10 protein-coding genes are annotated in these 14213 nt (G+C 72.4%); 6 read left to right on the top strand and 4 right to left on the bottom strand.

Annotated features, from left to right (window positions below; all coding sequences use genetic code 11):
- The first annotated feature begins 104 nt into the window (after nt 1-104).
- Both WG209_RS06360 and WG209_RS06365 read left to right on the top strand, forming a co-directional pair.
- Nucleotides 105-1124 (top strand): DUF1573 domain-containing protein, encoded by a 1020-nt coding sequence (locus WG209_RS06360; protein WP_337174180.1) that lies wholly within the window; start codon nt 105-107, stop codon nt 1122-1124.
- A gap of 107 nt (nt 1125-1231) precedes the next feature.
- Entirely contained in the window at nt 1232-1705 is a 474-nt protein-coding gene (locus WG209_RS06365; protein ID WP_337174181.1) for a DUF4385 domain-containing protein, read from the top strand.
- A gap of 106 nt (nt 1706-1811) precedes the next feature.
- Here WG209_RS06365 and WG209_RS06370 read toward each other — a convergent pair whose 3' ends face one another.
- On the bottom strand, nt 1812-2372 hold the full coding sequence (locus WG209_RS06370) for a Uma2 family endonuclease (RefSeq protein ID WP_337174182.1): 561 nt from the start codon (nt 2370-2372) through the stop codon (nt 1812-1814).
- Between the two features lie 170 nt (nt 2373-2542).
- Between WG209_RS06370 and WG209_RS06375 the strand changes: the two genes are divergently transcribed.
- The 4 genes from WG209_RS06375 to WG209_RS06390 all read left to right on the top strand — a co-directional run bounded on the left by WG209_RS06375 (nt 2543) and on the right by WG209_RS06390 (nt 8630).
- The gene (locus WG209_RS06375; protein WP_337174183.1) at nt 2543-3787 is read left to right on the top strand and encodes a TIGR00300 family protein; all 1245 of its coding nucleotides are present in this window, start codon (nt 2543-2545) and stop codon (nt 3785-3787) included.
- Between the two features lie 19 nt (nt 3788-3806).
- A complete protein-coding gene (locus WG209_RS06380) occupies nt 3807-5210 on the top strand; it encodes a HAMP domain-containing sensor histidine kinase (RefSeq protein ID WP_337174184.1) in 1404 nt (467 codons plus the stop codon).
- Nucleotides 5185-6597: a sigma-54 dependent transcriptional regulator gene (locus WG209_RS06385; protein WP_337174185.1), complete on the top strand. Its 1413-nt coding sequence runs from the start codon at nt 5185-5187 to the stop codon at nt 6595-6597. Before WG209_RS06380 ends, WG209_RS06385 begins: the two co-directional genes overlap by 26 nt.
- A 251-nt stretch (nt 6598-6848) precedes the next feature.
- A complete protein-coding gene (locus WG209_RS06390) occupies nt 6849-8630 on the top strand; it encodes a tetratricopeptide repeat protein (protein ID WP_337174186.1) in 1782 nt (593 codons plus the stop codon).
- Between the two features lie 591 nt (nt 8631-9221).
- On the opposite strand, the gene WG209_RS06395 is transcribed toward WG209_RS06390, so the two are convergent.
- From WG209_RS06395 to WG209_RS06405, 3 genes are all read right to left on the bottom strand, one after another.
- Complete coding sequence (locus tag WG209_RS06395; RefSeq protein WP_337174187.1) at nt 9222-12068, bottom strand: protein kinase; 2847 nt, start codon at nt 12066-12068, stop codon at nt 9222-9224.
- Nucleotides 12069-12145: 77 nt separating this feature from the next.
- On the bottom strand, nt 12146-12988 hold the full coding sequence (locus tag WG209_RS06400) for an arginine deiminase-related protein (RefSeq protein WP_337174188.1): 843 nt from the start codon (nt 12986-12988) through the stop codon (nt 12146-12148).
- 39 nt (nt 12989-13027) lie between these two features.
- On the bottom strand, nt 13028-14149 hold the full coding sequence (locus WG209_RS06405) for a Gfo/Idh/MocA family oxidoreductase (protein WP_337174189.1): 1122 nt from the start codon (nt 14147-14149) through the stop codon (nt 13028-13030).
- Nucleotides 14150-14213: the final 64 nt, after the last annotated feature.

The following is a 14213-nucleotide window of genomic DNA, read 5'->3' on the forward strand; positions in this document are numbered from 1 at the left end:
CGCTGAATCGACCGGCCGGGGGCGTCGATACAGGAGGTCATGGAGGGGGCCGGAGGCCCCTTCGCGCAAGGGCGATTTGCCCGGGGTTGGTATCGCGGGAGGCGATGATGACTCGGCGCGGGATGACGGCGGCCCTGGCGGGCTGCCTTGCGGCGATGACGATCGGCGCGGCGACTGTCGAGGCGGCCGGCTGGGCCGACTCCCTGTTCGCCGAACGCAACCACCACTTCGGCCCGGTCCCGCGAGGGGCCAAGGTCAAGCACGACTTCGTGCTGGTGAACCGGCTGAAAGAGCCCGTCACCATCCTCAACCTGCGCCCGTCGTGCGGCTGCACCAGCGGCCAGGCGAGCGCTTCGACGGTCAATCCGGGCGAGTCGGCCACGATCCAGGCCGAGATGGACACCCGGAACTTCCTGGGCGAGAAGGCGACGATCCTGTACGCCTCGCTCGTCACGGCCAGCGGTCGCGAGGCCGAGGTCCGGCTGCACGTCACCTCGCACATCCTCGCCGACGTCGTGCTGAACCCCGGCTCGATCGACTTCGGGACCGTCGTGAAGGGCCAGGCCCCCACGCTCACCCTGACGATCGACCGCATCAACGCCGCGAACTGGAAGTTCGAACGCATGGTCTCCGGCAGCCGCGCCCTGACGGCGCAGCTCGTGGAGACGAAGCGCGACGCCACCGGCGCGGTGTCCTACCGCCTGGACGTCGGCATCAAGCCCGACGCCCCCTCGGGCCCGCTCCGCGACGAGATCCGGCTCATCAGCAACGACCGCGAGACCCGCAGCATCCCGGTCCCCGTCACCGGCTGGATCCGCGGCGACCTGACGGCGTCCCCCTCGCTGCTGACGATGGGCGAGATCGCCTCGGCCGAGGGGAAGCAGGGCAAGTTCATCATCCGCGCGTCGCAGCCCTTCGCCATCACCTCGGTCGAGGGCGTCGGCGACGGCTTCTCCATCGAGCCCTACGACGGCAAGAAGAAGCCGATGCACATCCTGACCGTCGCCTACAAGCCCGACGAGGGGACCACCCGCGGCGACCTCCAGCGTGTCTTCCGCGTCACCACCGACATCCCCGGCGAGCCCCCCCTCGACCTGACCGCCACCGCCCACGTCGCCCCCTGACCCCGGGCGAGGGCGTCCCGAGAAAATCCACGGCCGGCGCGCCTCGTCATCGGGGCGCGCCGGCCGCTCGCGTTGGCGTCGGCCCGGGATTTGCCCCGAGCCCTGGCATGAAGCCGAGCTACCTCAACTTCGACAAGGACGCATACCACTGGCGTCCCGACGTGGACTACCGCGCCGAGCCGGAGCGGTACCGCGTCGGCAAGGGCGAGCAGGGCGTCCTCATCTGCGAGCCGTACAAGGGCGAGCTGGCTCCGCTCTGGCGGTTCAAGACGCCGGAGATCGCTCGGGAGAGCAGCAGGGCCATCTACCGGAAGTTCCTCGCCTACCTGAAGGCCGACGACTTCGTCGGGGCGGACATGGCCCGCAAGTACCTCCAGATGGGCTTCACCCGCGCCCGCCGCTACACGAACTACAAGGGCGGGCGGAAATACGATCCGGACGACAAGCGGCCGCTGGAGAAAGGCACGGGCGACCCGGAGAAGGCCGAGTCGGCCCGAATCTTTTACGAAGCCTGGCGTAAGGCGGAAGCGAGGCCCAAATACGCAAGCATGAAGGCGACCTGGAAGGCCGAACGCGGCTGAACGCGGTTCTGACCCTCGGTACGATATGGGGGTGGCCGAACGTCGGGCGTTCGGGATAGGGCCGAGATGCCGCGCGCGTCTCCCTCTCGCGGCTGGTCACGGCTTGTCAGCCGAAGATCCGATCCACCGCCATCCGCCAGCCCGGGACCGCCGGCTCGGCGTCGGCCTCATGGCCGCGAGCAAACGTCGTCGGCTCGTCGGGCGAGTCGGCCCGGTAAACGTATACCGCTTCGGCCTTGGGGTCCACGTCCCAGACGACGAGCGCGCCGGCCTCGAAATAGTCGGCGCGCTTCGCGGCCAGCTCGGCCTCGGCGGAGCGGCCGTAATCGGTCTTGCTCCGGACATCCACGGCCAGCGTCGGCGGCCCCTGGATGAACTCCATGTCGTCGTCGGGGAGCGGACCGATGTAGTAGGCGGCGTCGGGCGAGAACGACCGGCGTCCCGAGGCCAGTTCGCGCACGACGAACCCGACATTGTCGGGGAGCGCGACGCCATCGCCGGCCGCGGCGGCGTGGTCGTCGAGGGCGCGATAGATCCGCCCGCCGATGAGGCCCGGCCGGAATCCCGTGGGCATGAGGTGGACGATCCTCCCGCCGATCAACTCCGCCTTCCCCTCCGTTCGGTAGAGGTCGTCGAGCGTCGCGGCGGCCTGCGAGGCGGTCGACATGGCATGGCTCCCGGCGGGCGGGCGAGGGATCCTGGAGACGGGGGAATTCTAACGCTCGGCGCGCGGGCGGGCAACCACGGGCGTCCCCGCGGACTCGCCCCGGCGCGGTCGGCCGCTACAATGGCTTCCAGATGGGCGACGACGGACTTTCCGCGCGAGGAGGCATCGCGATGGCGACCGGGGAGACGAAGGCCGGCGCGGCGGACGAGGTTGAGGTCCGGGGGCACATCGTCGATTCGCTGCTGCTCCCCAAGATCCTCGACCGCATCCTCCAGATGGGGGGGACGTTCGAGATCCACGAATGCAAGATCGGGGCGCGGCGAGCCGACCCCAGCTACGCGCGGATCGAGATCAGGGGCGACACGCCCGAGAAGGTGGCCGAGATCATCGCCGACCTCGTGGAGCACGGCGCCAGCCCGGTCCACGCCCAGGACGCCAGGGTGGAGCCGGCGGACGTCGCCTCGGCCTTCCCGGTCGACTTCTACAGCACCACGAACCAGAAGACCCAGGTTCGCGTGGGGGGCCGCTGGATCGACGTCGAGGACCAGGAGATGGATTGCGGCATCCTCCTCGACGAGCGGGCCGGCCGCGCGCGGTGCATCCCGATGGTCCACGTCAAGCTCGGCGACCCGATCGTCGTCGGCCATCGCGGCGTCCGGGTGACGCCGGAGGAGCGCCCGCGCGAAAGCTCGCCGTTCGGCTTCATGTCGTCGAACGTCTCCAGCGAGAAGCCGAAGGCCGTCAGCCTCCGCTCCGTGGCCGAGGGCATCCGCGCGACCCGCGCGGCGGGGAAAAAGGTGCTGCTCGTCGGCGGCCCCGCGATTGCCCACACCGGCTCGGCGCCGCACGTCGCCCGGCTGATCCGCGACGGCTGGATCCAGACGCTGTTCGCCGGCAACGCGCTCGCCACCCACGACGTCGAGCACTCCCTCTACGGCACCAGCCTGGGCGTCTCCATCGCGCGCGGCGAGTCGATCGAGCACGGCCACGAACACCATCTGCGGGCCATCAACGCCATCCGGCGGATCGGCGGCCTGAGGCAGGCGGTGGAGCAGGGGGCCTTGACCTCCGGCATCATGTACGAGGCCGTCAAGCAGGGGGTCGACATGGTCCTCGCCGGCTCGATCCGCGACGACGGCCCGCTGCCCGACGTCGTCACCGACGCTCTCGTCGCCCAGGACCGGATGCGCGAGGCGATCAAGGGCGTCGGCTTCGCGCTCTGCATCGCCACGGCGCTGCACTCGATCGCCACGGGGAACCTCCTGCCGGCCTGGGTGAAGGTCGTCTGCGTGGACATCAACCCGGCCACCGTCACCAAGCTCGCCGATCGCGGCTCTTTCCAGACCGTGGGCATCGTCACCGACGTCGAGCCGTTCCTCCGCAGCCTGGCGGCCGAGCTGGCGGGGCGGGCGTGACGCCCGGCCCCCGAACCACATGAACATCCCCATCCATCGTCAGATCCTGATCCCGATCGTCGTCATCCAGACGGCGACGATCGCGGCGACCACGGCGGCGGGGGTCTGGCTGGCGGCGGCGCGGGACGAGCGTCGGAACGTGGAACGGCTGGCGGCGGTGATCGACGTGCTGGACCGCTCGTCGTTCCCGCTGACCTCGCGGGTGCTCGGGCAGATGCACGGGCTCTCCGGGGCGCACTTCGTGGCGCGCGACTCCGGCGGGCGCGTCGCCGCGGCCAGCGACGACGCCCTCGCCGCCGCCGTGCCGGCCGCCGTCGACGCGCCGGAATTCCGCCGCCCCGGGTTCGAGTCGTGGCGGCAATGGCCGACGCTCTCGGTCGCCGGCCGGCCCTATTACGGGGCAAAACTCCGCGCCCCCGCCGGGGCGTCGCTGCTGGTGCTGTATCCCGAATCGAACTGGCGCGCCGCGCTGTGGGACGTCGCCGCCGCGCCCGTCGGGCTGGGGCTGGCGGCGATCGCGCTCACGGCGATGGCCGCGCGGTGGTTCGCCGGCCGCCTCGGCCGTCGCGTGCATCGGCTGCGCGGGCAGGTGGCGCGGATCGCCGACGGCGACTTCGCCGAGATCGACCCGGGCGAGGGCCGCGACGAGATCGCCGACCTCATCGCCTCCGTCAACGCCATGAGCCGACAGCTCCGCGACATGCGCCGGGCCATCGCCGAGGCCGAGCGCACGCAACTCCTCGCGCAACTCGCCGCCGGCTTCGCGCACCAGCTCCGCAACACGCTCACGGGCGCGCGGCTGGGGGTGCAACTGCACGGCAAGCGCTGCGCCGCGACCGCGCGCGACACCAGCCTGGGCGTCGCCGCCCGGCAACTGGAGTTGGCCGAGGAGCAGGTGCGCGGGCTGCTCACCCTGGGCCGGCTGGAGACGCGCCCGAACCGCCCGCGCGACCTGGCCGCGCTGACGCGCGACGTGGCCGACCTGCTCGGCCCGACGGCCCGCCACGCGCGCGTCTCGCTGGAGGTGGAGACCCCCGCCGAGCCCGCCGTGGCGGAGGTCGACGAGTCGAGCGTCCGGGCCGCGCTCCTGAACCTGGCGTGGAACGCGATGGACGCGGCGGGGCCGGGGGGGCGCGTCGGCTTCCGCCTGCTCGCCGGCGCGGATACGATCGTCCTGGAGGTGGGCGACGACGGCCCCGGCCCCTCGCCGGAACTGGCCCCGACGATCTTCGACCCGTTCGTCACCGGCAAGCCCGAGGGCGTTGGCCTGGGCCTGGCGCTGGCGCGTCGCGTCGCCGAGGCCCACCGCGGCGACCTGGCCTGGGGCCGCGACGGCGGCTGGACCCGGTTCCGCCTGACGATCCCCGCGACCGCGCCCGAGGAGGCGAAGACCCGCGATGAGCCGCGTCCTGATCGTGGATGACGAGGCCAGCATCTGCTGGGCCTTCGGCGAATATCTGGGCGACCTCGGCCACGACGTCGCCGTCGCCTCCTCCGCCGAGGAGGGGCTCGACGCCGCGCGCTCCGGCCCGTTCGACGCCGTCGTCCTGGACGTCCGCCTCCCCGGCATGGACGGCCTGACGGCCATGCCCGCCTTCCGCGAGCGCATCGGCGACGCCCCCATCATCGTGATCACCGCCTTCGGCAGTCTCGACACCGCGGTCCGCGCGATGGAGGCCGGCGCGTTCGACTACCTGGTCAAGCCCTTCGACCTCGACGAGGCCGGGGCCGTCGTCCGCCGCGCGCTCGAATCGGCCGAGCCCGGCCGGAAGGGTCGGGCGAAGGACGACGAAGGCCCCGCGCGGACGGGACTGGTCGGCTCGTCGCCGCCCATGCAGGCGCTGTTCAAGCAGATCGCGCTCGTCGCCCCGACCGACGTCCCGGTCCTCATCACGGGGGAGAGCGGCACGGGGAAGGAGCTGGTGGCCCGCGCGATCCACCAGAACGGCCCTCGCGGCGCGAGGACGTTCCTGCCGGTCTGCCTCGCCGCGCTGTCGCCGGGGCTGGTGGAGGGAGAGCTGTTCGGCCACGTGCGCGGGAGCTTCACCGGCGCGAGCCAGGACCGCAAGGGGCTGCTGGAGCTGGCGGCCGGCGGGACGGTGCTGCTGGACGAGATCGGCGACGTGCCGCTCGGGATGCAGGTGAAGCTGCTGCGGGCGATCGAGCACCGCGAGGTCACCCCCGTCGGCGACGCCCGCCCGCGCGGGATCGACGTCCGCTTCCTCGCCGCCACCAACCGCCCGCTCCACCGCCTCATGGCCGACAACCAGTTCCGCGAGGACCTCTACTTCCGCCTGAGCGTCTTCCCGATCCACATCCCGCCGCTGCGCGATCGGCCGGAGGACATCCCGGAGCTGGCCCGCCACTTCATCGCCCTGGCCGACCCATCCCGCGGCCGCGCGGCCGACCTCCGCCCCGACACGCTCGCCGAGCTGCGCCGGCGCCCCTGGACCGGCAACGTCCGCGAGCTGCGCAACGCCATCGAGCGCGCCGTGATCCTCGCCCGCGGCTGCCCGATCCTCCCCGAACACCTGCCGCCGGCGGCCGCCTCGCTGGCCCCCGAGTCGGCCGGCGTCGACGGCCTGGACCCCGCCATCGCCCGCTGGACCGAGGCCGCCCTGGCGGCCCTCCCGGACCCCGACGCCGAAGGCGCCGATTCGCTGTACGACCGCTTCCTCGCCCAGGTCGAGCCCCCGATGCTCCGCGCCGTCCTCCGCCGCGAGTCCGGCAACAAGGCCCTCGCCGCTCAACGGATAGGCATCCACCGCGGCACGCTCCGTCAGAAGCTCCGGCGCTATGGGATGGAATGAACGCCGGGCCGGGAGCGGCCTTCCCGCCTCGTGGGAAAGCCCGAAGTCCGAAGGAGTCGGAGGGGCGAAGACGCGCGAGGTGATTCGGGTTTCGAAACCACCGCTCGGTCCCCTCGCAGTGTCGTCGGCCGCCCGGCTCGTCCCTCTCCACAACCGGGCCTCCGAGGCACCTTGCCCCTCCGGGGGGCGAGGACGTTATGATGGCTTCGGAACCTTCACGGTCAACATTCAGACACCGAACCCGAGCCGCCATGGCCACCGCTCCCACGGTCTCGCCGACTCGATCGCTCCGCTCGCTGGCGAAGCTAACCTTCTTCCTGGCCCCGGTCGTCCTGGGGGCGATCCTAGGGACGCTCTATGTCCATGACCACGCGCCGCGGTGGGTGTACTGGGCGATCGGCCTGGGGTTCCTGTGGGTGCTGGACCTCGCCTACGCGGCGACGTTGGCGGCGCTGGTGGTCGCGCTCCCGCTCACGATCCGCGGGGTGAAGGCGGGGGATCGCCGGCGATGGCTCCGGGTCGGCGTGCTGTGCGGCTCGGTCGCGCTGGGCGCCGTGGCGTTGGAAGGGGCGTCGGCCGTCATCCTCGCGAGGCAGGGGCGGGCCTCGGCCGTCCCAGCGGGGGAGATTCGCACCGAACGGCTCGTCCGCCAGAAGATGCCCAGGCTTGACGACATCCTGCCGCCGACGACGTTCCCCGACGATGGCGATCGCGTGAGCATCGCGGTCATCGGCGAGTCGAGCGCCGCCGGGGTGCCGTTCGAGCGCTGGTTCGACCTCGGGCGAGTCGTGGCCAGGGAGCTTCGCCGGGCGATCCCCGGCCGCGAGTTCGAAGCCGAGGTGCTGGCGAGTTCGGGCCACACGCTCGAACGCCAGCATCGGGAACTCGCCGGGATCAAGCATCGCCCCGCCGTCCTGATCGTCTACTGCGGCCACAACGAATTCTCCGCGCGGATCCCCCACTCGCGCGACCGCCGCTATTACCACGACGACGGCGAGCCCACCGCGATCGAGCGCCTGACCTCGCGCGCCGTGGGCTGGTCGTGGCTCCATTCGCTGATCCGGCGCAACATGGAAAAATGCCGGATCGCCATCCCGCCCCCCGCGAACGGCCGACGCACCCTGATCGACGTGCCCGCCTACGCGGACGACGAATACGACCGCATCCTGGCCGACTTCCGCCGCCGCCTGGAGGCGATCGCCGCCTATGCCGACGAAGTCGGCGCCATCCTCGTCCTGATCGCCCCCCCCGCGAATGATTTCGACTACGACCCCAACCGCTCGTATCTGCCCCCCGAGACGCCCCGCGTCGAGCGATCGCGGTTCGAACGCGATTTCCTCGCGGCGAGGGAGTTGGAGACCAACGACCCCGACGCGGCCCTCGCCGCCTATCGCGCGCTCGTCGCCCGCGCCCCGCGATTCGCGATGGCGCGGTGGCGGCTGTCTCGGCTGCTGGCCGATCGCGGCGAGGCGGCCGAGGCCTACGAGCACGCCCGAATCGCCCGCGACGCCGACGGCTACCCCCAGCGCGCCCCGACCGATTTCCAGGAAGCCTATCGCGAGCTGGCTCGCCGTCGCGACTGCGTCTACATCGACGGCCAGGCATACCTCCACGCCGTCAGCCCCGACGGCCTGCTCGACGACCGCCTGTTCCTCGACGCGATGCACCCCTCGTACCGCGGCCAGGTCGCGCTGGCCCAGGCGGTCTTGCGCGGCCTCCACGCCCGCCGCGCCTTCGGTTGGCCCGCCGATTCGCCCGAGCCGACCGTCGACCCGACGGAGACCGGCCGCCATTTCTTCAGGCTCGACCCCAACGTCTGGCGCTACGCCTGCCACTGGGGCATGATGTCATACCAGATCACCGGCCCCGCCTCGTTCGACCCCGCCCTGCGCGACGCCAAGTTCGCCGCCCTGGAACGCGCCGCCGACGCCATCGAGGCCGGCGCCCCGCCCGACTCCGCCGAGGCCCGCGGCGTCGGTCGGCTCGCCCCCATCCCGATCGTCCCCCTCGGCGACCCTCACGCCTCCCCCTGAAAGACCTCGGGAGCTTTCCGCGCTTTCCTGAAATCCCCGCCGCCGGGTTGCGGAGCATACCCGTGAGACGACCGTCTCCGCTCCTTGGCAACTCGAACGCGGTCAGCAAGCCAGACCGGTCAACGAACGTCCAACGCGCGACCCCTCTCCCGGCGAGCCGACGACCCAATACTTTCGGGATGGCATCCGGGCCCACGGCTCGCCGTCGCCAAGCGTCCCTTCTCCCCTCGTGGGAGAAGGTGGCCGAAGGCCGGATGAGGGGGTCGTCGCGGCGGCATCCGGTCGCGCGCGCCCCCCTCATCCGCCCCTGCGGGGCACCTTCTTCCACGAGGGGGGAAGGGAGGAGATTCGCGGCGGCACCCCGCTTCGCGACCATGCCGGAATCAGTGTCGGGTCGTCAGCTCGCCGGGAGAAGGGACTGAGCGAGGCCAGGCCCGGACCGTCATCCCGCGAGGCTCGCGGCCGAGGCGGGCGCTCGAAAACAACATCGAGTTCGACGAACAAAGCCAACCGATATTCGCCGCAAAACCCTCCGGTGCCTCCACTTCCAGCACCGAATCGCCGGACCGGCGATGACGAACGAAGCCAACCTCAGATCGGCACGACGGCCGTGCCGGCGATGGCGTCGTGGGGACCGCGGCCGGGGAAGATCAGGGCGACGGCCAGCGCGGCCAGGAGCGCGAAGACGCCCGCCAACCACAACGACCAGGCCGAGGCGATCGCCTCCGGGGCATGGTCCTGGATCGACTCGGAGGCCAGCAACAGCCCGACGGGGATCGACCACGCGAGCAGCGCCCGGAAGGCGCAGACGAAGCGACCGGCGACGCGGCCGTCGGGGCCGACGAGGCACAGGCCGGCCAGCCGATAACTGATCCCGCCGCGGGCCAGGAAGGACCAGGCCAGCCAGATCACCGGGATCGCGGCCATGATCTCCATGTCCCAGGGCATCAGGTCGGGGTCCAGCTCGGGGCAGCTGAACCCCACCAGGAGCAGCAGGGTGGGCGTCATGAGCACCGCCTGGATGGCCAGTTGCAGGCCCCGCCGCGCGACGCCGACCTCGGTGGGGCGGGACGCGGCGGCGATGAGGTCGGCCCGCAGGTGGGCGAGCCGGGCGTAGGCGGGCCGGTCGCCGAGCAGCCTGTCCAGCATCTCCCGCGCGTGTCGCGGCACGGCGCGGCGGATCCGGCCCCCCGGGCGGGCGGCCCCCAGCCCCGCTCGGGCCACGTCCGCCAGCAACGCGAGGGCCCGGGGCTCCTCGCCGTCGGCCGCGGCGGGGGCGTCGCCGGGAGCGGGGCGGCCCCAGTCCAGCGGGTCGACCAGTTGGACCCGGCCGTCCTCCTGGACCCACACGTCGTCCAGGGAGAGCGAGTCGGGGAACGTGCCATCCCCCCGCGCCGCCTCGAGTTCCTCGGCCAGCTGGAGCAGGATGGGCAGGAGGTCTCGCCAGGCGAGCCCGCCGTGCCCCGCCAGGTCGCGAAACGGCCGCCCGGCCGGCGCGGTGAACGCGTCCCAGCGGGAGTCGGGCAGGTCGCCGCCGCCGATCCAGCGCGGTCGGGTGAGCCGGTCCAGGGCGCACCGGCGGGGGTCGGGCGGGGTCGAGCCCGAATCGCGCAGGACCAGCCACGCGCGACGCCCCAGCGCGCCGTCATGGCCGGCGAACACCCGGCGGCCGTGGGTCGTCGCGATTGATCCGTCGACCACGTACGGGCCGACCTGGAACGTCTCGACGACCTCCGGCGCCCTCGCCCCCGCCCCCCGGTCGCGGCGACGGCCGGCGCGGAAGCCTCGCGAGGCGTGGAGCCGCCGGACGCCTCGCGCGGGGACGACCCGGACCACCCGCGTCCCGCTCGCCAGCTCGTGCATGCCGCGGAAGCCGGTCGGCTGCCGCATCGGCGCCGCCAGGATCATCAGCCCCACCAGGTTGAGCGCGGCCAGTCGCGGCGACGGGATCAGCATGTCCATCACCCGCGTCTGCGACGACACGAGCCCGTGCCAGGCCACGCTCCCGAGGCCGGCCAGGAGCACGAACGCCAGGGTGCGGACGAGCGCCCGCCGGAGCCCCGGCGGGTCGCCGACCTCCATCCGGGAGACCCGCAGGCCCACCAGCCATTTCCCCACCGACGACGCGAGCAGCCCCTCCAGGACGGTGAAGTACCCGATCCAGCCGGCCGTGGCGGCCAGCTCGATCGTCCAGCCGTGCCGCTCCATGAACCCCATGGTCTCCAGCGCCCGGCCTCGATGCAGGAAGAAGACGAGGGCGATGGCCGCCCACGTCGCGACGTGGAACAGCGTCAGGTCGACGAGGTAGGCGCCGACCCGCAGGCCGATCGAGCCGATGTCCACCCGCTCGGGGAGGAACGGCAGCAGGGCCTCGTGGAACTCGCGGAGGTCCCGCCAGCGTCGCGAGCGGTCGCGGTCCAGCCCCCGGAGGATCGCCGCCTCCAGCGCCCGGGGGACGCCGGGCGCGAACTCGCGGACCGGCGGCGGCGGCTCCGAGACGATCCGCGCCAGCGCCTCGGCGGCGTCGCGGGCCCGGACCGGGGGGCGGCCGGTCAGGAGGAAGTAGAGGGTCGCGGCCACGGAGTAGACGTCCGTCCGCTCGTCCAGCGTCTCGCGCTTGATCTGCTCGGGCGAGGCGTACAGGGGCGTCCCCAGGAACGCGCCGGTCCGGGTCAGGTCGGCCCCCCCCTCCATCGACTTGGACAGGCCGAAGTCGCCGATCTTGACCCGCCCCCCCTCGTCCAGGAAGCAGTTCGACGGCTTCACGTCGCGGTGGATCATCCCCAGCCGGTGGAACTCGGCGAGGCCTTCCATCACGTCGAGGATCTTGGGGATCGCCACGGCCGGCGGCAGCGGGCCGCGCCCCTCCACGAGCGACTGGAGCGTGTCGCCCGGCATCAGCTCCATCACGATATAAGGAAGCCCCGACTCCTCGTCGACCGCGTGGACGAACACGCAGCGAGGATGGGTGACCGCCGCGGCCGTCCGGCCTTCCAGCCGGAAGCGGTCGAGCGCCTGATCGGAGTCCAGGTTTCGCGGGGCGATCAGCTTGACCGCGACGTTCCGCCCCTGCTGCTCGTCGAACGCCTCGAAGACCGTCCCCATCCCCCCGGAGCCCAGGCGCCGGCGCAGGTGGTAGCCGGCGACCCGATCCGGGAAGGCGCCCTCGTCGGGCGTCGATCGGGACTTGCCGGGGACGTACTCGGCGGTCTCCCCGACCGTCGGCATCCCGACGGTGCTCCCCGCGGCGATCGTCTCCTCGCCGCCGCCGGAATCGGTCACGGAATCCGGCGAGAGGGCCGCGCCGCAGTAGCCGCAGAAGCGCGGGGGGTCGCCCGAGAAGATCAGCACGCGCGAGCAGTTCGAGCAGGCGGCCCGGCCCTCGGATCGTCGAGGCTCCTGCAACGTCGGGTCGCGATCCGCCATGGCCGCCTTCATGGATTGCATCCGGGGCGGCGCGCGGTCCGCCCCGCGAGCGCCCCCGAGGTTCATCGTGGCCCCACGCCCGGCCAGCGTCAAGGGGGGGAGTCGGGGTCCCGCCACGCCGCGGCCTCCTCGCCATCGACGCGCAGGGTCAGGCACTTGGCCGAGCCCCCCGACTTGATGAACTCGGAGAAATCCAGCGGACGGGCCTCGAACCCCATCGCCCTGAGGTCTTCCGCCAGCCTCGGCGCGCCGCGGTTCAGGACGACCGTCCGGCCGACGACCACGGCGTTGCAACTGAAGCCGTGGGCCTCCTCGGGACGGACCTCGATCAGCCTGGGTATCCGGGCGCGGATGACGGCGCGACCGTACTCGTCGAAGGCCCCCGGATAGTAGATGGCCGCGTCCGGGGCGATGGGGCAGAAGCAGGTGTCGAGGTGGTAGTACCGGGGGTCGACCAGCTCCATCGGCAGGACCTCCACCCCCAGCCGCTCGCCGACCCACTGGTGGCTCTGGACGTCGCTTCGGAAGCGATAGCCGGCGAAGAGCGTCGCGCCGCAGAACAGGGCGTCGCCCGCGCCCTCGAAGCTCATGCCGTCGGGGGGCGGCTCGACCCGGAACCCCCGCGACCGCGCCCACGCCTCGAAGTGGGCCGTCTCCCCCTGCCTCGCGCGGAACCGGAACCGCGACGGGATGAACACGTCCCGATACACCAGGCCGGCGTTGGCCGTGAAGACCAGGTCCGGGAGCCCGGCGACGGGGGCCATCTGCTCGACCTCCGCCCCCAGCTCCCCCAGCGTGTCCCGGAGCGCGCCCCACTGGGCGGCCGCCCGCGCATGGTCCACCCCCCGGGCGACGCTCATCCAGGGGTTGATCTCGTACTCCACGCCGAAATAGTCCGGCGGGCACATCAAGACGCGGGGCTTATCGGCCACGGCGGGGCCCTCGGGGGGTCGACGGATCCCGGTCTGGGTTCACTCCGGCGCGGTGGGGGTGTCGACCCAGGCGCGACGGCGGTGGGAGTCGAGGACGGCGTCGGCGATGATCTGGGCGTTGAGGCCGTCCAGGAAGCTCGGGACGGCGGGACGGCCCTCGACGATGGCGGAGATGAACTCCCACATCAGGTCATAGCGGAAGACGGTCGCGGGGGCGCCGTCGAACGGGTCGCGGGGGCTGTCCGCCGGCTTGAGGAACTCGGCGGGCACGTCGACGGGGGCGAGGTCCTGGCCGGTCTTCCCCAGGAGCACGACGTTCGGCTCGTGCAGCCGGTAGACCGCCGAGCCCTCCGAGCCGTTGATCTCGGCCCACTCGTGGCCGAAGCCCTCGCGGTGATAGCCCTTCGCCAGCGTGGTCCCCTCCCAGACGCCGGTGGCGCCGGACTGGAACTCGCCGATCAGGGCCGACCAGTCGTCGACCTCCGAGGGCTTGCACGGCTGGCCGTCGGCCGTCTTGTCGCGGGGGGCGAACCGGGCGGTGGCGCCGCAGACCCGGGCGATCGGCCCCATCAGGTCGATGGCGAAGTCGATCCGGTGGATGGTCATGTCGAACAGGTCGCCGGCGCCGGCGCGGTCCTTGTACTGGCGCCACCCCCAGCTCGTCTCCGGCAGATCCAGGAACCGCTGCGAGCGGAAGTGGCGGGGCTCCCCCAGCGCGCCGGACTTCACCAGGCTCCGGATGTACCGCATGGCCGGGGCGAAGCGGTAGGTGAAGGCCGTCATGTGGACGACGGAGGCGTCGCGGGCCGCCTCGTACATGTCGCCGACCTCCGCCGCGTTCAGGCCCAGGGGCTTCTCGGCCATGACGTGCTTGCCGGCCTCGGCGGCGGCGACGGCGATCGGCCGGTGGGTGTCGTTGGGCGTGGCGATCACCACGGCGTCGATCCGGTCGTCGGCGCAGAGGGCCAGGGGGTCGGTCGTCGCGTGCTCCACGCCCCACTCGGCCTGGCGCCTCGCCAGCAGCGCGGGGTCGGCGTCGCAAATGGCGGCCAGCTCGGCCCGGGGGTCCAGGCGCAGGCCCGGCAGGTGGTGGTAGGCGGTCACCGCGCCGACGCCGATGAAACCGACGCGGACGGGGCGGGAGGGAGAGAACTCGGGCATGGGGATCGATCCTCGCGGCTTGCTTGCCTTTGACTCCAGGCCCCACTATCCTGCACCTTACTCC

The organism is Paludisphaera sp. (assembly GCF_037189885.1).
In the GTDB taxonomy this organism is placed as follows: domain Bacteria; phylum Planctomycetota; class Planctomycetia; order Isosphaerales; family Isosphaeraceae; genus Paludisphaera.

What these genes read in the sequence shown, in the direction of transcription:
- WG209_RS06360 (WP_337174180.1), top strand. Translation starts at nt 105, where the DNA reads ATGATGACTCGGCGCGGGATGACGGCGGCCCTGGCGGGCTGCCTTGCG.
- WG209_RS06395 (WP_337174187.1), bottom strand. Translation starts at nt 12,068, where the DNA reads ATGAAGGCGGCCATGGCGGATCGCGACCCGACGTTGCAGGAGCCTCGA.
- WG209_RS06370 (WP_337174182.1), bottom strand. Translation starts at nt 2,372, where the DNA reads ATGTCGACCGCCTCGCAGGCCGCCGCGACGCTCGACGACCTCTACCGA.
- WG209_RS06375 (WP_337174183.1), top strand. Translation starts at nt 2,543, where the DNA reads ATGGCGACCGGGGAGACGAAGGCCGGCGCGGCGGACGAGGTTGAGGTC.
- WG209_RS06390 (WP_337174186.1), top strand. Translation starts at nt 6,849, where the DNA reads ATGGCCACCGCTCCCACGGTCTCGCCGACTCGATCGCTCCGCTCGCTG.
- WG209_RS06385 (WP_337174185.1), top strand. Translation starts at nt 5,185, where the DNA reads ATGAGCCGCGTCCTGATCGTGGATGACGAGGCCAGCATCTGCTGGGCC.
- WG209_RS06405 (WP_337174189.1), bottom strand. Translation starts at nt 14,149, where the DNA reads ATGCCCGAGTTCTCTCCCTCCCGCCCCGTCCGCGTCGGTTTCATCGGC.
- WG209_RS06365 (WP_337174181.1), top strand. Translation starts at nt 1,232, where the DNA reads ATGAAGCCGAGCTACCTCAACTTCGACAAGGACGCATACCACTGGCGT.
- WG209_RS06380 (WP_337174184.1), top strand. Translation starts at nt 3,807, where the DNA reads ATGAACATCCCCATCCATCGTCAGATCCTGATCCCGATCGTCGTCATC.